Consider the following 16,266-nt stretch of genomic DNA (forward strand, 5'->3'; position numbering starts at 1 on the left):
CGATGGCCTGATCCGATGGCCTGACACGATGGCCTGACCCGGGGGGACGAGCGCCGCGCGGACCCGTTCAGCTTTCCTCCGCCGGTGGGGTTTCCGGCTTCAGGCGCTTGGCGCGCAGCTTGCGGATACGCCGTGCATCCGCATCCAGGACCAGGAATTCCACGCCCGAAGGATGCAGGATCAACTCGCCGCGCGCGGGTACGCGCTCCGCGAGGTTGAACACCAGCCCGCCGACGGTCTCGATGTCCGCGTTGCGCTCCTCCTCGGAGAGAACCGGACCGATCCTGGCCTCGAATGCCTCCACCGGCAGGCGGGCATTGATGTCGTAGGCGCCGTCCGGCCGTTCCACCAGCATCGGTCCCTCGATTTCGTCATGTTCGTCCGAAATATCGCCGACGATGGTCTCCACCAGATCCTCGATGGTCACCAGCCCGTCTATGCCGCCATATTCATCCACCACCAGGGCCAGATGCGTATGGGTCTGGCGCATTTGCAGCAGCAGGTCGAGCACGGGCGCTTGCGGTGCCACCATCAGCGGCTTGCGCAGGATTTTCTCGACCTTGAATTCCTCGGGCGCCCCGGTAAAGCCGAACACATCCTTGATATGGACCATGCCGGCCACGTCATCGAGATGGGACCGATAGACAGGCATGCGTGAATGGCCTTCCTCACGGATGAGGGCCAGGGCCTCGTCCAGCGAAACATCCGCTTTCATTGCCACGATGTCGGGCCGGGGGATCATCACATCGTCGGCGGTAATGTCGCGCAGGCGCAGCACATTGCCGATCAGCGCGCGTTCCTGCGCATTGAGGTCGAGCGATTCGCCCTCCGCCTGCGCATCCTCCGCGCCATTTTCCTGCTGGACCAATTCGGCGATGGAATCGCGCACCGATTGTTCATGGCTGCGCAACTTGCTCAACAGCCGGCCAAACGTGCCGCTCATCGGTTTTTCCAGGGGTTGGGCACCCGCAACCGGGCCAGGATCCGGGTTTCCTCGGCCTCCATCTCCCGCGCCTCACCAGAATGATGATGGTCATAGCCTTGCAGATGCAGGGCGCCATGGACGATGAGATGGGAAAGATGCTGGGCGATGCTCTTGCGTTCCCGCCTGGCTTCCTTGGCCACCACCCCAAAGGCCAGCAGAATTTCCGGCGGCTGCTCATAGGTCAGCACGTTGGTTGGCTTGTTCTTGCCGCGGTCGCGAAAATTCAGCTTTTTCACGGTGCGGTCGTCGGTCAGCGCCACGCTGGCCGCGCAGCCGCAAGCCATCAGGGCACGGGCAATCCGGCGCGGCGCGTCGGGCACATATGCGCGCCAGCGCCGGTCCGTGATCACAATCTCAAACCCCCCAAGGGGGCCGATACTTCCAGGGTCGTCCATTTGTATTTTGTCTGTTGCAAACCCGTGGGGGTTGAGTCAACCGCAAGGGTCAGCTTCGCCGCTCCCGCGCATGCTCCTTCACCGCCTTGTAACGCTGGTCGTAGGCATCGACGATGCGCGCCACCAGCGGATGGCGGACCACGTCGGCATTGCCAAAGCGCGTCACGCCGATTCCCGGAATCCCTTCCAGGGTCTCCAGCGCATCGGCCAGGCCCGAGCGTGTGTTGGGCGGCAGGTCGATCTGCGAGAGATCCCCGGTGATGACCATGCGCGTCCCCTCGCCCATGCGTGTCAGGAACATTTTCATCTGCACCGGGGTGGTGTTCTGCGCCTCGTCCAGAATCACGAAGGCGTGCGCCAGGGTTCGCCCGCGCATGAAAGCCAGCGGCGCGATCTCGATCTCCCCCGTGGTCATGCGTTTGGTCAGTTGATCGCCCGGCAGCAGGTCGTTCAGCGCGTCGTAGAGCGGGCGCAGATAAGGATCCACCTTTTCCTTCATGTCCCCGGGCAGAAAGCCCAGCCGTTCTCCCGCTTCCACGGCGGGGCGGGAGAGCACGATCCGGTCCACCTTGCCGGAGGTCAGCATGGCCACGGCCTGGGCCACGGCCAGATAGGTTTTGCCGGTGCCGGCGGGCCCGATGCCGAATACCATCTCATGGCGGGCCAGTGTCTCGATATAGGCGGCTTGGCCTTGGCTGCGCGGGCCGATGGCCCCACGGCGGGTGCGGATGGCCGGCAGGTCGGAGAGCGGCAGGCGCGGCTCGCCCGCCGGGTCGGTCAGGCGCAGGGCGGCATCCACTTTCGGGCCGTCGATCGTCTCGCCGCGTTCCAGCTGCTCATAAAGCGCGGTCAGCGCCGCTTCCGCCGCCGCCACCTGTTCACCCGTGCCTGAAAGCGAGATCCTGTTGCCCCGGCAGGCCAGGCGCACGCCCAGCCTTTGTTCGATCCGGGCCAAATGCCGGTCATGATCTCCGAGCAGCATCGACAAGAGCATATTGTCGCCGAAGGTCATGGTGAGGGAGCGCGGAAGCGCGAGAGGATTGCGGGGCTGGGTGGCGATGATCTGGCTCAAGCGGCGATTAGCTCCTTATCCAAAAGAGTGCCTGACAAAGAATTGGGGTTGGCGCCGGTGATTTTCACCATGCGGATCTGCCCGGCGAGGTCGCGGTCATGCTGGACCACCACCGGTTGCAGCCAGAGGGAGCGCCCGGCGATCTGCCCAGGATGGCGCCCCGCGCCGGTGAACAGCACAGGGGTTTCCAGCCCCACCGTTCCGGCGTTGAATTCATTCTGCTGGGCCCTCAGCAGGGCCTGCAACTCCTGCAACCGCGCATCCTTCACCGCTTCCTCCACCTGCGGCAGAGAGGCCGCCGGCGTACCCGGGCGCGGGGAATATTTGAAGGAATAGGCCAGAGCGAAGCCGGTTTCGCGCACCAGCTCCATCGTCTCGGTGAAATCCGTGTCGCTCTCCCCTGGATGGCCGACGATGAAATCCGAGGACAGCGCCATGTCCGGCCGCGCATCGCGCAGCTGGTCCACGATGCGGCGGAAATCGTCGGCCTTGTGCTTGCGGTTCATCGCGCGCAGGATCTTGTCCGATCCGGATTGCACGGGCAGATGCAGAAACGGCATCAGCTTCGCATTGTCCCGGTGCGCGGCGATCAGTTCATCGGCCATGTCGTTGGGATGCGAGGTCGTATAGCGGATCCGCTCCAGCCCCTCGATCTCGGAGAGGCTTTGCAGCAGCCTGGTCAGGGACCAGACATGCCCATCCGGTCCCTCGCCATGATAAGCGTTCACATTCTGCCCCAGCAGCGCGATTTCCCGCGCGCCGGAGGCCACCATGCGCCTGGCTTCGGCGATCACGCCGCCCGCCGGGCGGGAGGCTTCCGCCCCGCGCGTGTAAGGCACCACGCAGAAGGAACAGAATTTGTCGCACCCTTCCTGGATGGACAGGAACGAGATCACGCCTTGCGGCGCCGCGTCGTCCGGCAGATGGTCGAATTTCTGTTCGGCGGGAAAATCCGTGTCGATCACCGCGCCGGTCTTGCGGTGCGCCTGGGCGATCAATTCCGGCAGGCGGTGATAGGCTTGCGGGCCGACCACCAGATCCACGAACGGCGCGCGCTTGGCCAGAATCTCGCCTTCCGCCTGCGCCACGCAGCCGGTCACGGCGATCATCATCTGCCCGCCTTGCGCTTCCTTCATCAGCCGCAGCCGGCCGAGCTGGGAAAATACTTTTTCCTCCGCCCGCTCCCGGATATGGCAGGTATTGAGGATGACCATGTCCGCCCCTTCCGGCGTGGCGACCGTTTCATAGCCGAGCGGGCGCAAAAGGTCCGTCATCCGCGCGCTGTCATAGACATTCATCTGGCAGCCGTGCGTCACGACATGCAGCTTGCGAGGGGTGCGTTCGGTACTCATGCGCTCAAATCCATCCGGTTCGTCCGGATGGAGAAACGCGGGGCGGGCTTGCAGGTCAAGCGCAAAGCTTGAGAATCCTCCTGAGCATGACGCCATTCCGCTATGCGGGGGCGCGCCGTGTCAAGAAAATTCGCCCGTTTTCATGTGAAGATTTGCGGATTTTTGTTTTGCATTCGGAATTTCGTCCGGTCTCGTCCCGGACCCGCGCCAGGGTTCAACCGGCATCCTCGGGTGGCTGGACATCCACCATGAATTCCGCCGTGAGCGTTTCCAGCGCGGCGCCGACATCCTGGGCGGAAAGCCCCGGCGGCAGGCCGAGCCTGGCGATGGCGCGGAACATATCCTCCCCCGTGAAGGCGGCGCTTTCGATATGGGAGGAGAATTCCTCGATATTCACTCCCAGCCCATGCAGGGTCTGCGTCACGTCGCGCACGATCCCCGGACGGTCATTGCCCAGCAGTTCGAGTGTGATTTGTTCCGTGGGCGGGGTGGGCTGCGTGCCGGCGATAATCCGCACCGCCAGCCCCGTTTCCGACAAAGACGAAAGGGCGGCGGCCAAGGCCTCCGCCCCTTCATCGGGTACCCGGACAAGAACGATCCCCGCGAAGGTTCCCGCCAGATGCGCCAACCGGCTTTCCAGCCAGCTTCCGCCCCCGGCGGTAATCCGTTCAGAGAGGCTGTTCACCAGACCTGGCCGGTCGGGACCGGCCAAGCTGACAACCAGGGAAGCCATGCAGGCGGATCAGCGCTGGCCGCGCTGGCCGAAGAGTTGCAGCAGGAACATGAACAGGTTGATGAAGTTCAGATAAAGCTGCAACGCGTCATAGACCGAGCGCTTGCCCGCCATGTCCACCCCGTAGGAGGAGCCGAACTGAATATAGTCGGTCTTGATCCGCTGCGTGTCATAGGCGGTGAGGCCCAGGAAGATGAACACGCCCAGGATGGAGACCGCGAAGGACAGGGCGGAAGAATGCAGGAAGATGTTCACCACGGAGGCCAGGATGATGCCGATCAGCCCCATGAAGAAAAAGCTGCCCCACCCCGTCAGGTCGCGCCCGGTGGTGTAGCCATAGAGGCTGGTGGCGGCGAACATGCCCGCCGTGATGAAGAACACCGAGGCGATGGAGGTGGCCGTATAGATCACGAAGATATTGGTCATGGACGCGCCCATGGTGGCGCAGAAAATCCAGAACAAGGTTTGCGCGGCCGTGGTGGACAGCTTGTTCACGCCAAAGCTGAGCACCATCACGAACACCAGCGGCGCGAAGATGGCCGCATAGGCGAGAATGGTGGGGTGAAGCGCCATGCCGCCAGCGGTCTGGACCGGCTGGTAGAACAGGTTCATCAAGGACGTATTGGCGATGGCGAAGGCGATCAGTCCGGTCAGGACCAAGCCGGATGCCATCCAGTTATAAACGCGCAACATATAGGCGCGCAGGCCCGCATCCAGCGCGGCGCTGCCATAGGCGGCATAGCCCGCCTGCACAGTGCGGTAGGATTGATTCGGGTTGAAGGCCATGAGTGTTATTGCTCCTAGAGTCGTGCCCGAAGGGGACACACCCCTATGATTCGCAGGATTCTCTGGGTTTTCAAGTGAAATGGAGGCAAAAAACGCCATCATTGCGCGACGAAGTGTAAATTACGAAACCTTAACAAATGGCGCGCGCCGGGGTTCGCCGCGCGCCGGTTCAAATATCCATCCAGCCGGCAAGGCTGGACGCGGTTTCGTCCTCAGGCGCTGGCGGTGCCGCGCCAGCGCGGCCCCTGCCTTACAAGTCGTTGTTTGGGCTTGTTTTTAGGGGTGTTTGCGGCCCCTGGCCTGGTTCGGGGAAACTGCTTCGAACCGGATCGGCCCTGAGCTGGAGCCGTATCCGATCAGATGAGGTCATCTGATCGGATAAAGTTGTTCGCCAGTTAGCGGCGCCACCAGCCGGTTTTCTTCGCCGCGGGTGCCTCGCTGGCCCCGACCAGAATCGGCTTCACCGCGGAATCCTCCAGGTCGGTGGCGGGGGCGAGCTCGGCCACGGTGGCGTCTTCCGTTGCCACCGGCGCGGGTGCCTCCTCTGGCGTGGTCTTTGCCTCGGCTTCCATCTCGGCTTTCGTCTTGCGTTTGCGCACGGTGCGGCGGCGCTTCGGCGCGGGGGCTTCCGCCTCGGTGGAAGGGGCGGCTTCGGCGGGCGGCGCCTCGGCCTCTGGGGCTGCCTCGGCCACGGGGGCCGCTTCTGGCGCGGCCTCGGCTGCTGCTTCGGTCTTTGCCTTTGCCTCGGCCTCCATCTCGGCCTTCGTCTTGCGTTTGCGCACGGTGCGGCGGCGCTTCGGCGCGGGGGCCTCCTCCTCGGTGGAGGGGGCGGCTTCAGCGGGCGCCGCCGCAACCGGTTCCGGCGCTGGTGCGGCCGCTTCGGGTTCAGGCGCTTGCGGTGCCGACGTCTCGGCGGCGCCGGCGGGCTCAAGGGTCTCATCGCCGCCCAGCGCGGCCTCCAAGGCCAGATCCAGCGCCGAGGGTTCGTCGTTCACCGGTTCGCTGTCGCTCGCGGCTTCGGCCTCGCTCTCCGGCATGGCCGCGGTGCTTTCGGTCTGGCCGGTCTCGCCCCGGCGCCGGCCCCGGCGGCGGCGGCGGCGCTTGCGCTCCCCGCGATCCTGTTGCCCTTCGCCGTTTTCGGCCTCTTCCGTCTCGGCCTCGGCTTCGTCCGGTTCCGCCGCCACGGCTTCCAGCGGCCGTTCGGGCCGCACGGGGGCTGGGGCAGGCGGGGGGGCTGTCTGCGCTTTCAGGCGTTCCAGCTTGAAATGGCTGCCGGTGAGGGTGGCATCCGGGTTGAAGATCACCCGCATCGCATAGCGCCCCTCGATCTGGGACAGACGCTCACGCTTATGGTTGAACAGATAGAACGCGATTTCCGGCGGCAGGGAGACGGAGATCTCGGCGGCGCGGAACTTGGCGCCCTCATCCTCTATGGCCCGCAGAATATGCAGCGCCGCGCTTTCCGGGCTGCGCACATACCCCATGCCGTTGCAATGCGGGCAGGTGATGAGCGAGGCCTCGGTCAATGAAGGGCGCAGACGTTGGCGGGACATTTCCATGAGCCCGAAATGGCTGATGGACCCCACCTGAATGCGCGCCCGGTCATGCTTGAGCGCATCCTTGAGCTTACGCTCGACCGCATGGTTGTTCTTGCGGCTTTCCATGTCGATGAAATCGATCACGATCAGCCCGGCCAGATCGCGCATGCGCAACTGCTTGGCCACTTCTTCCGCGGCCTCCAGGTTGGTGCGCAGCGCGGTGTCCTCGATGCTCCGCTCGCGTGTGGCGCGGCCGGAATTCACGTCGATGGCCACCAGGGCTTCCGTCTGGTTGATGACGATATAGCCGCCGGAGCGCAGTTGCGCCACCGGGTTCAGCATCGCATCGAGCTGCGTCTCCACCTGATATTTTGAGAAAAGCGGCTGGCCTTCCTGCCAGAACTGCACCTTGCGGGCATTGGCGGGCATCAGCATGCGCATGAAATCCCGCGCCGCCTTGTAGCCGTCCTCGCCATCCACCAGCACATCCTCGACATCGCGGGTATACACATCCCGGATGGCGCGCTTGATGAGGTTGGCTTCCTCATAGATCAGCGCCGGCGCGCTGGATTCCATGGTCTTGTCGCGAATATCGTCCCAAAGCCGGAGCAGATATTCGCAATCCCGCTTGATCTCGGGCTTGGGCCGGTTGGCCCCGGCGGTGCGCACGATCAGCCCCATGCCTTGCGGAATATCCAGCTCGGCCATCGTCTCCTTCAGGCGGCGCCGGTCGGTCTGGGATGTGATCTTGCGCGAAACCCCGCCCCCGGTGGGGGAGTTGGGCATCAGCACGGAGAAACGCCCCGCCAGGGAGAGATAGGTGGTCAGCGCCGCGCCTTTATTGCCACGCTCCTCCTTGACCACCTGCACCAGCATGATCTGGCGGCGGTGAATCACGTCCTGGATCTTGTAATTGCGCAGGAAACGCTGGCGCATGCGGCGTTCGCGGGCCTCTGCGGCATCGTCGCCGTCGCCGCCCACTTGCTCGGGCGCCGGGGCCTCGGCGGTTTCGGTTTCGATGGTCTCGACGCTGTCTATCTCCCCGGCCTCGGCCGAGATCTCGGCCGGCATGGCTTCCTCGGCGGCGGCATCGGCGGGTGCCTCGGCATCCGGGGCAATCTCGGGGGCGCCGGCGGGCTCGTCCAACGCTTCGGCGATCATCGTGGGCTCGTCCAGAGCCTCGCCGGGCGGCGGCGCGGCGACAATCTCGATCGGCTTGATCTCAAGCGCCCGCGCGGTTTCGCCGGCCTCGGGCGTCTCGGGCGGGGCCTCTCCGGCGTCCTCCAGGGCCTCGTCCAGGCTGGCCTCGTCTTCCGCTTCGGCGGCGGCCTCGGCCTGCATATCCAGCAGTTTTTGCCGGTCGGCGACGGGGATCTGATAATAATCCGGGTGGATTTCGCCAAACGCCAGGAAGCCATGGCGGTTGCCGCCATATTCCACGAAGGCGGCCTGCAGGCTGGGCTCGACCCGGATAACCTTGGCTAGATAGATATTGCCCTTGATCTGCTTGCGGTTGACGGTCTCGACATCGAAATCCTCGAGACGGTTACCATCCAGAACCACCACGCGGGTTTCTTCCGCGTGGCTGGCATCGATCAGCATTTTTTTCGACATTAACGGCACAACTCCGGCGCGCGCGTGGCGGAGCGGCCCTTGCGGGGCGGCCCTGCGCCAAGGGCGCGTGATAGGGATGGAACAAAGGGGAAGCGGAGCCGAACCGGGCCTGAACCTTGAAAGACTTGGTAATTTCGGTAGGCGGAGCGGTCATCGGTTCCATAAACTCGCCAACGCCGGGGCGCTGGCCATGCGGTATTTTTTTCTTTGGACGCGGCGCGCCTGGCAGGCTGGTCAATCTCCTGCTGCGCGCTGCGCGCATCCTGACATTGTAGATGACGCAAAAACCCCGCTCCCGCAAGGGGGTTGTGAGGGAAAGGGTTTATGGTCAAAACAGCACGCGTATCGCAGGCGTCTCAGGCACGGGTGGGAACATGGCTTGGAAATACCGTTTCGTGATCGCCGCCTGTGCCCGCTGGGAAAGCCCTTATGCCGCCGAATGGCTGACCTATCACCGGGCCGTCGGGTTCGAGCATGTCTATCTTTATTGCAACGACGACGACCCGGCCGAGCTGTATGAGGCTATTCTGCCCTTCACCCAGGGGCCTGACCCGTTCGTGACCTTCCGTTATTTTCCCGAGCAGGGGATGCAGCGGCAGATGCTGATGCATTTCTGCGCCCATGACGGGCGGGATTCCGAATGGGTGAGCTTCCTGGACCTGGACGAGTTCCTGCGCCTGCCCCCCGGCCAGACGCTGCCGGACTATATGCGCGCCTTCGAGGACCAGACCGATTGTCTGATGTTCAACTGGGTGTATTTTGGCCCCAACGGCCATAAAACCCATCCCGGCACGCGCGTGCTCGCGACCTATACGCGGCGCGAGGCCCACTTGCACCCAAACACCAAATATCTGGCGCGCAGCCATCTTCTTCTGTCGCCGGATCTGTTCGTGAACTGCACGGATAACGCATTCGTTCACCAATTGGCGGGTTTCATCTCGCATCCCATCCGGGCAATGAACGTTCTGGCCGAGGATATGGCCGATTATTACGAGGCATTTCCAGATCGTGCCGCCGCGTTCGTTCATGATCCGTCGCGTTCGGCGCGAATTTTCGATGCGGCCCTTATCCATCATTACGCGTTCCGCTCGGAAAAAGCGTTTGAGGACCGGGTGGCGCGCGGTCTTAAAGGCAACTACGCCGCGGAAAAAATGTGGGGAGACGTTGCCGCGGACCCTGTGGGTTTTGCCAATCTCCTGACCCAGTTGAATGCCGTGGAGGATACCAGCCTGTCCCGCTTTTGGGATGGTTTGATCGCCCGCGCCTGGGAGAGCACGGTGGGCCCGGGCTCGGCCGTGGGGTTCGTCGTGGTGGAGCACGACCCCGCTCTCATCGACTCCATCCTGGCCGGGATGGACAAGGTCGTGCTCGTGCAGCCCGACGCCAGGCTTTATTATGCCCTGGCCGCGCGCTTCGCGGCGGAGATCGCCGAAGGCCGGCTGGTGCTGGAAAATTTCGCCCCCGCCCCGCGCGGCGGTGAAATCGCGATGCTCGCGCCCAGCGATGGCGGCCGGCCCTACCCGGTGGCCACCATTAGCTGGGACGAGCTGGTGGCCAAGCATGGCCGCCCCGTCCGGGTGCATATGGCGGCGGAAATCCCCGGTTTCCCGGCCCCGGTGGAATAAGCCGTTCCCCCGGCGCTTGCATGCCGCCCCGGCTTTGCGGCAAAAGCGCCGGGGGAAGGTGCCGCATATAAGTTAAGGAGTTCCGTAATGTCTGAACCCAGGACGTCTGTTTCCGGCCTTTCAGTCGCCACTGTTCTGTATGATTTCGTGAATCAAGAGGCGTTGCCGGGAACCGGGCTGGACCAGGCCGCGTTCTGGGAGGGGTTCGCGGCACTGCTCAAGCGCTTCGCCGCCACTAACGCGGTGCTGCTGGCCAAGCGCGATGACATCCAGGCCAAGCTGGACGATTGGTACAAGGCGCATAAAGGCCAGCCGCGCGACCAGGGCGCCTATGAGGCCTTCCTGCGCGAGATCGGCTATCTGCTGCCGGACCCGGCGCCCTTCAGCGTCGACACCTCGAATGTGGATGACGAAATCGCCCGCATTCCCGGCCCGCAGCTGGTGGTGCCGGTCTCCAACGCCCGCTACGCGCTGAACGCCGCCAATGCCCGCTGGGGCAGCCTGTACGATGCGCTCTATGGCACGGATGCCCTGCCGGAGACGGATGGCGCGGCCCGCGGCAAGGGCTTCAACCCGGTGCGCGCGGATGCGGTGATCGCCCGCGCGCGCGCCTTTCTGGATGCGAGCTTCCCGCTGGAGGAAGCCAGCCACGCCGATGCGCTGGGCTACCGGGTGGAAGGCTCCCGCCTGGTGGCGCTGCTGCCCTCCGGCGATGCATGGCTGAAAAACCCGGCTCAGTTCGCCGGTTACAAGGGCGAGGCCGTCAACCCCAGCGCCGTGTTGCTGAAGAACCATAATCTGCACGCGGAGATCGTCATCGACCCCACCCACCCGATCGGCAAGAACGATACCGCCCATATCGCCGATATCGTCCTGGAATCGGCCATCAGCACCATCATGGATGCCGAGGATTCCGTGACCGCCGTGGATGCCGAGGACAAGGTGCTGGTCTATCGCAACTGGCTGGGGTTGATGCGGGGCACGCTCTCCGCCCCGGTGGAGAAAGGCGGCAAGAGCTTCGAGCGCAAGCTGAACCCGGACCGTGACTACACCGCGCCGGACGGTTCCACCCTCAGCCTGCATGGGCGCTCCCTGCTGCTGGTCCGCAATGTCGGTCACCATATGCTGACGGACATCATCACCCAGGACGGCGCGGAGCTGCCGGAAACGGTGATCGACGCCGTGCTGACCTCCCTCATCGCCAAGCACGACCTCGCGGCGAAGCGCAATTCCCGCAAGGGTTCGGTCTATATCGTCAAGCCCAAGATGCACGGGCCGGAGGAAGCGGCCAACGCCAACGCCCTGTTCGGCGCGGTGGAGGAATTGCTGAACCTGCCCGCCAACACGCTGAAAATGGGCATCATGGACGAGGAGCGCCGCACCAGCGCCAATCTGAAAGCCTGCATTGCGGCCGCCAAGAGCCGGGTGGTGTTCATCAATACCGGCTTCCTGGACCGCACGGGCGATGAAATCCACACCTCCATGGAAGCAGGCGCCTTCCTGCGCAAGAACGACATCAAGTCCCAGCCTTGGATCAAATCCTATGAGGACCGGAATGTCGATTTCGGGCTGGAATGCGGCTTGCAGGGCAAGGCGCAGATCGGCAAGGGCATGTGGGCCGCGCCGGACCAGATGGAAGCGATGCTGGAGCAGAAGGTCGCGCACCCCAAGGCGGGCGCCAACACCGCCTGGGTGCCCAGCCCCACCGCCGCCACGCTGCACGCGCTGCATTATCATCAGGTGGACGTGTTTGCCCGGCAGAACGAGCTGAAGACGCGTCCCGCCGCCAAGCTGTCCGATCTGCTGACCGTGCCGCTGGCCCAGGGCGTGAACTGGAGCCCGGAGGAAATCCAGCAGGAGCTGGACAATAACGCCCAAGGGCTGCTGGGCTATGTGGTCCGCTGGGTGGACCAGGGGGTCGGCTGCTCCAAGGTGCCGGACATTCACGATGTCGGGCTGATGGAAGACCGCGCCACCTTGCGGATCTCCTCCCAGCACATCGCCAACTGGCTGCATCACGGCATCGTCACCAAGGATCAGGTGCTGGAGACGCTGAAGCGCATGGCCCTGGTGGTGGACAAGCAGAACGCGGACGATGCCGCCTATACCCCGATGGCCCCCGCCTATAACGGCCCGGCCTTCAAGGCGGCGATGGATCTGGTGTTCGAGGGGCTGACCCAGCCCAACGGCTATACCGAGTTCATTCTCACCCGCCGCCGCCGTGAGGCGAAAGCGGCGTAAGGACCAAGAATTTTCACGGCTTTGGGGGATTTTTCACAAATCCCCCAAACGCGTTCACCGCAGGCTGACCCTCGGCGTCTCGGCCTTGCGCGTCATGCTCACGCCCGCCACCGGATGCGGCGCATAAGGCGCTTCCAGCGCCGCCACGTCCTGCGCGGACAATGTCACTTCCAGCGCGCCCAGCGCATCCGTCAGATGAGACGGCCGGGTCACCCCGATAATCGGCGCGGTGATTTCCGGCTTGCGCAGCAGCCAGGCCATTGCCAGTTGGGCCCGCGCCACCCCCTTGGCGGCGGCCAGGCGCGCCACTTCCTCCACCACCTTGCGGTCCTGCGCCTCGGTCTGACCATAGATGGATTTCAGCACCGCATCCGTCTCGGCGCGCTTGGTGGTCTCCGTCCAGTCGCGGGTCAGCCTGCCGCGCGCCAGCGGGCTCCAGGGGATCACCCCCACGCCCATATCCGCGCAGAGCGGCAGCATCTCGCGCTCCTCCTCCCGGTAGATCAGGTTCACCTGGTTCTGCATGGAGATAAACGGCGTCCAGCCATTCATCATCGCGGTATATTGCGCCTTGGAAAACTGCCAGGCGGACATCGAGGACGCGCCGATATACCGGACCTTGCCGGACTTCACGATGTCATGCAGCGCCTCCATCGTTTCCTCGATCGGCGTGGCTTCGTCCCAGCGGTGGATCTGGTACAGGTCAAGATACTCCATGCCGAGCCGCTTCAGGCTGTCATCCACCGCCGTGAACAAGGCCTTGCGCGACAGCCCACCCGTGTTCGGCGCCCCCCGCCAGGGAAAAAACGCCTTGGACGCCACCACGATCTCATCCCGGTAGGCGAAATCCTTCAACGCCCGGCCGACGATCTCCTCGGACGAGCCGTTTGAATACATATTGGCGGTATCGAAGAAATTGATGCCCGCCTCCAAAGCCTGGCGGATGATCGGGCGGCTGGCCTCTTCATCCAGCGTCCATTCATGCGGGCCGCGCCCCGCCTCGCCAAAGCTCATGCAGCCCAGGCACAGGCGCGAGACGGTCAGCCCGGTGGGGCCGAGATTGCGATAATCCATGGCGTCGATTCTCCTTGGTTCACGCCGCAACATAGGAAGCCCGCCGGGTGGATCACAGAGGTGGTTTGACGGAAAGATCCGCCTTGTGTCAGGCTCGTTCCATGCTGAAAACCATGTTCATCGCGCTGCTTCTCGGATTGGGTCTGCTGCCCCCCTCGGCCGCGCGCGCGGCCGGGCTGTGCGCGGCGCATCCCAACGACGATACGCTGCGCCCGCTGCCCGCCGCCTTGGCGCCACGGGTCCAGCAGGCGTTCGGGCTGCGGGACATGACCGCCGCGCAGACCCAAAACATGACCGTGATGCGCTGCATGGATGGCAAACCCTATGCTTGTTTCGCGGGGGCCAACCTGCCTTGCGGCAAGGCCAACATGGCCACAAACCTGCCCGGCACGGCGCAATGGTGCGCCCGCAACAAGAACGCGGATTTCATCCCCGCTTATATCTCGGGTCACGATACCCCGTATCATTGGCGTTGCCGGGGTGGCGAGGCGGTCATCGTCGCCCCCACGGCGGGGCTGGATGTGCAAGGGTTTTTCACCCAATATTGGAAACCTCTATAGGTTTGGCCAGCCGCCGGGCTCAAACCAGCCCACCTCCAGGAGCCGATGCGGATGGAGACTGGTTCAAAGCGCGGGCGGTCCGCCTGGCGTGCAGGGAGCTGGGTTTGCCTCCGTCGCGTCATGGCGTTTGCAGAACCCTTCTATATCGCCGCTTTGAAACGCGCTGAGCTCGGCGAAGAGTTTCTCCTCCGGCCAGTCCCACCAGGCGATGGCGGCGAGCCGGTCGGCGATCGCGCGGGGGAACCGCTCACGGATCGGTTTCGCCGGCACGCCGCCGACAATGCTGTAAGGATCGACGTTTTTTGAAACCACCGCCCCGGCGGCGATCACCGCGCCATCGCCCACCCTCACCCCGGGCAGCAGAATCGCGGCATGGCCGATCCAGACATCATGGCCGACAACAACCAGATCCGCCCGCCGGTTTTTGAAAAACCCGGCATCGCGCCTGGCGCTCTCCTCGTAATATTCCGGCACATAGGTAAAGCGGTGCTGGCTTGGCCGCTCCATCGGGTGGTTGGGAGCGCCGATCCGTACTTTATTGGCGATGGCGCAGAATTTTCCAATCCGCGCATCCGCCACCTCGCAATGCTCGCCGAGATAGGAATAATCGCCAAGGCTGGCATATTCGATGCGTGAATGGCGCAGCACCTCGCATCGCCGGCCGATCCTGGCCTCGCGCAATTGCACGCTGGGGTCGATCGCCGTTTCAGAGAGTTTCGGCATGGTCTTGTCCATCACAGCATCCTCCTGCGCAGCATGGCGGAGCCGCGCTCCGCGCCGATCACCAGCACGAAGGTGACGATGATCAACAATGAGACGGTTCGGTAGTCGAACAGATTCATCGCGGTGAGAAGCTGAAAACCGATGCCGCCCGCGCCGACAAATCCCAGCACCAGCGAGGAGCGGATATTATCGTCCAGACGGTAAAGCGTGATCCCCAGCAGCGATGGCAGAACCGTGGGCACCACGGCATGCGCGAAAATTTGCAGCCTTCCGGCGCCGGTGGAGGCCAGGGCATCCATCGGCCCCATATCCATGTCCTCGATCGTCTCGGCCAGGAGCCGCCCCAGCATGCCGATGGAATGGATGGTCAGGGCCAGCGCCCCGGCAAAGGGCCCAAGCCCCACGGCGGTGACGAACAGCAACGCCCAGACCAGATCCGGCACCGCCCGGCAAATGCCGATGACGGCGCGGGTCGCATGATAAACCACCGGGGCGGGCGCGGTGTTGCGTGCCGCGAGCCAGGCCAGGGGCAGGGCCAGCGCCACGCCGAAAAACGTGCCGAACAAGGCGATGTCGATCGTTTCCAGCACGGGCCAGAGCTGTGCCGGCAGGCTGGCGAAATCCGGTGGAAAGGAGCGCGAGAGCAGATCCGCCATGCCATGCACGCCGGTGATCAACGCTCCAGGCTGGGCCTGCACCACGATCAAGGATTGCGCGATCAGGGCGGTGATCAGAATCACCACGGCGCCGCCCTTCAAGGCGGAGAACCGCGCCGCCGGCAAGGGGGAAGGGGCGGGCGGGGGCGTCATGACGGGCGAAACCCTTCATACAGATCGTTGATGGCCGCCGCCGGCACATGGCCCGGTGGCGCGTCGAAAACCATGGCGCCCTGGCGCAGCCCCAGCAGCCGGTCGGCATAGCGCCGGGCCAGCTCGGGCTGGTGCAGCACGCAGAGCACGGCCATGCCGTGGCCGCTGGCCAAGCCGCGTAACAGGCGCATCACCTCCTCGGCGGCTTCTGGGTCCAGGCTGGCCACCGGCTCGTCCGCCAGCAGGGCGCGCGGGCGCTGGGCCAGGGCCCGGGCAATGGCCGCGCGCTGGGCTTGCCCGCCAGACAGGGTGGAGGCGCGCTGGCGGGCATAGGGGGTCAGCCCCACCTGCTCCAGGCACGCCATCGCGTGGGGAAATTCGCAGGCCGGCAAGCCGCCAAGGGCGGTGAACATGGTTCTGTGCCGCCCCAGCGTGCCGGTGGCGACATTGGCGACCACCGATCGCCGCTTCACCAGATGCGCATGCTGAAACACCATGCCAAGGTTCATCCGCGCCTCGGACAGGGCGCGTCCATTCAGCCGGGTGATGTCCTGCCCGGCCACCCGCACCTCGCCGCCGCTGGGCTTCTGCATGCCCGCGATGATGCGCAGCATGGTGGATTTGCCACAGCCATTGGCGCCGAGAATCACGGCGAGCTCCCCCGGATGCACGGTCAGGCTGGCACCTTGCAGCGCCAGCCTTCCCGTCGGGTACCGCATGTTGAGGCCATGCGCCTCGATCAACGGAAGCTTCGACAAT

General features: G+C 64.4%; 14 protein-coding genes. 3 read left to right on the plus strand and 11 right to left on the minus strand.

Annotation, left to right across the window (positions count from 1 at the left end):
- Window positions 1-67: 67 nt before the first annotated feature.
- The 7 genes from AB7D48_RS06845 to AB7D48_RS06875 all read right to left on the minus strand — a co-directional run bounded on the left by AB7D48_RS06845 (window position 68) and on the right by AB7D48_RS06875 (window position 8,475).
- Complete coding sequence (locus tag AB7D48_RS06845) at window positions 68-943, minus strand: hemolysin family protein (RefSeq protein ID WP_427976893.1); 876 nt, start codon at window positions 941-943, stop codon at window positions 68-70.
- On the minus strand, window positions 940-1,380 hold the full coding sequence (gene ybeY / locus AB7D48_RS06850) for an rRNA maturation RNase YbeY (RefSeq protein WP_427976895.1): 441 nt from the start codon (window positions 1,378-1,380) through the stop codon (window positions 940-942). Before ybeY ends, AB7D48_RS06845 begins: the two co-directional genes overlap by 4 nt.
- Before the next feature lie 49 nt (window positions 1,381-1,429).
- Window positions 1,430-2,452, minus strand: coding sequence for a PhoH family protein (locus AB7D48_RS06855; protein ID WP_427976897.1), 1,023 nt, complete (start codon window positions 2,450-2,452; stop codon window positions 1,430-1,432).
- Window positions 2,449-3,804, minus strand: a complete 1,356-nt coding sequence (miaB, locus tag AB7D48_RS06860; RefSeq protein WP_427976899.1) for a tRNA (N6-isopentenyl adenosine(37)-C2)-methylthiotransferase MiaB — start codon at window positions 3,802-3,804, stop codon at window positions 2,449-2,451. Before miaB ends, AB7D48_RS06855 begins: the two co-directional genes overlap by 4 nt.
- Before the next feature lie 214 nt (window positions 3,805-4,018).
- Window positions 4,019-4,537, minus strand: a complete 519-nt coding sequence (locus AB7D48_RS06865) for a glycine cleavage system protein R (RefSeq protein WP_427976902.1) — start codon at window positions 4,535-4,537, stop codon at window positions 4,019-4,021.
- 9 nt (window positions 4,538-4,546) lie between these two features.
- Entirely contained in the window at window positions 4,547-5,323 is a 777-nt protein-coding gene (locus AB7D48_RS06870) for a Bax inhibitor-1/YccA family protein (protein ID WP_427976904.1), read from the minus strand.
- Between the two features lie 395 nt (window positions 5,324-5,718).
- Window positions 5,719-8,475 carry an Rne/Rng family ribonuclease gene (locus AB7D48_RS06875; protein WP_427976906.1) on the minus strand — a complete coding sequence of 919 codons (2,757 nt, stop codon included), beginning with the start codon at window positions 8,473-8,475 and terminating at the stop codon, window positions 5,719-5,721.
- Window positions 8,476-8,750: 275 nt separating this feature from the next.
- On the opposite strand from AB7D48_RS06875, the gene AB7D48_RS06880 reads away from it, so the two are divergent.
- Together AB7D48_RS06880 and AB7D48_RS06885 are read left to right on the plus strand one after the other, a co-directional pair.
- Entirely contained in the window at window positions 8,751-10,100 is a 1,350-nt protein-coding gene (locus tag AB7D48_RS06880) for a glycosyltransferase family 2 protein (protein ID WP_427976908.1), read from the plus strand.
- Window positions 10,101-10,187: 87 nt separating this feature from the next.
- Window positions 10,188-12,341, plus strand: coding sequence for a malate synthase G (locus tag AB7D48_RS06885; RefSeq protein WP_427976910.1), 2,154 nt, complete (start codon window positions 10,188-10,190; stop codon window positions 12,339-12,341).
- Window positions 12,342-12,395: 54 nt separating this feature from the next.
- Here AB7D48_RS06885 and AB7D48_RS06890 read toward each other — a convergent pair whose 3' ends face one another.
- On the minus strand, window positions 12,396-13,415 hold the full coding sequence (locus tag AB7D48_RS06890) for an aldo/keto reductase (RefSeq protein WP_427976912.1): 1,020 nt from the start codon (window positions 13,413-13,415) through the stop codon (window positions 12,396-12,398).
- Between the two features lie 101 nt (window positions 13,416-13,516).
- Here AB7D48_RS06890 and AB7D48_RS06895 point away from each other — a divergent pair, with 101 nt between their 5' ends.
- Window positions 13,517-13,975: a hypothetical protein gene (locus tag AB7D48_RS06895; protein ID WP_427976914.1), complete on the plus strand. Its 459-nt coding sequence runs from the start codon at window positions 13,517-13,519 to the stop codon at window positions 13,973-13,975.
- 63 nt (window positions 13,976-14,038) lie between these two features.
- On the opposite strand, the gene AB7D48_RS06900 is transcribed toward AB7D48_RS06895, so the two are convergent.
- The 3 genes from AB7D48_RS06900 to AB7D48_RS06910 are packed head-to-tail and all read right to left on the minus strand — an operon-like array spanning window position 14,039 to window position 16,265.
- A complete protein-coding gene (locus AB7D48_RS06900) occupies window positions 14,039-14,710 on the minus strand; it encodes a chloramphenicol acetyltransferase (RefSeq protein WP_427976916.1) in 672 nt (223 codons plus the stop codon).
- Window positions 14,710-15,507 carry a phosphonate ABC transporter, permease protein PhnE gene (gene phnE, locus AB7D48_RS06905; protein ID WP_427976918.1) on the minus strand — a complete coding sequence of 266 codons (798 nt, stop codon included), beginning with the start codon at window positions 15,505-15,507 and terminating at the stop codon, window positions 14,710-14,712. The genes AB7D48_RS06900 and phnE overlap by 1 nt, the downstream gene beginning before the upstream one ends.
- Window positions 15,504-16,265: a phosphonate ABC transporter ATP-binding protein gene (locus tag AB7D48_RS06910; RefSeq protein WP_427976920.1), complete on the minus strand. Its 762-nt coding sequence runs from the start codon at window positions 16,263-16,265 to the stop codon at window positions 15,504-15,506. The genes phnE and AB7D48_RS06910 overlap by 4 nt, the downstream gene beginning before the upstream one ends.
- Window position 16,266 lies beyond the last annotated feature (1 nt).

The sequence above is a fragment of the Acidocella sp. genome, from assembly GCF_050253495.1.
Taxonomy (GTDB): Bacteria; Pseudomonadota; Alphaproteobacteria; order Acetobacterales; family Acetobacteraceae; genus Acidocella.

What these genes read in the sequence shown, in the direction of transcription:
- AB7D48_RS06845 (WP_427976893.1), bottom strand. Translation starts at nt 943, where the DNA reads ATGAGCGGCACGTTTGGCCGGCTGTTGAGCAAGTTGCGCAGCCATGAA.
- ybeY (WP_427976895.1), bottom strand. Translation starts at nt 1,380, where the DNA reads ATGGACGACCCTGGAAGTATCGGCCCCCTTGGGGGGTTTGAGATTGTG.
- miaB (WP_427976899.1), bottom strand. Translation starts at nt 3,804, where the DNA reads ATGAGTACCGAACGCACCCCTCGCAAGCTGCATGTCGTGACGCACGGC.
- AB7D48_RS06865 (WP_427976902.1), bottom strand. Translation starts at nt 4,537, where the DNA reads ATGGCTTCCCTGGTTGTCAGCTTGGCCGGTCCCGACCGGCCAGGTCTG.
- AB7D48_RS06870 (WP_427976904.1), bottom strand. Translation starts at nt 5,323, where the DNA reads ATGGCCTTCAACCCGAATCAATCCTACCGCACTGTGCAGGCGGGCTAT.
- AB7D48_RS06875 (WP_427976906.1), bottom strand. Translation starts at nt 8,475, where the DNA reads ATGTCGAAAAAAATGCTGATCGATGCCAGCCACGCGGAAGAAACCCGC.
- AB7D48_RS06880 (WP_427976908.1), top strand. Translation starts at nt 8,751, where the DNA reads ATGACGCAAAAACCCCGCTCCCGCAAGGGGGTTGTGAGGGAAAGGGTT.
- AB7D48_RS06885 (WP_427976910.1), top strand. Translation starts at nt 10,188, where the DNA reads ATGTCTGAACCCAGGACGTCTGTTTCCGGCCTTTCAGTCGCCACTGTT.
- AB7D48_RS06890 (WP_427976912.1), bottom strand. Translation starts at nt 13,415, where the DNA reads ATGGATTATCGCAATCTCGGCCCCACCGGGCTGACCGTCTCGCGCCTG.
- AB7D48_RS06895 (WP_427976914.1), top strand. Translation starts at nt 13,517, where the DNA reads ATGCTGAAAACCATGTTCATCGCGCTGCTTCTCGGATTGGGTCTGCTG.
- AB7D48_RS06900 (WP_427976916.1), bottom strand. Translation starts at nt 14,710, where the DNA reads ATGGACAAGACCATGCCGAAACTCTCTGAAACGGCGATCGACCCCAGC.
- phnE (WP_427976918.1), bottom strand. Translation starts at nt 15,507, where the DNA reads ATGACGCCCCCGCCCGCCCCTTCCCCCTTGCCGGCGGCGCGGTTCTCC.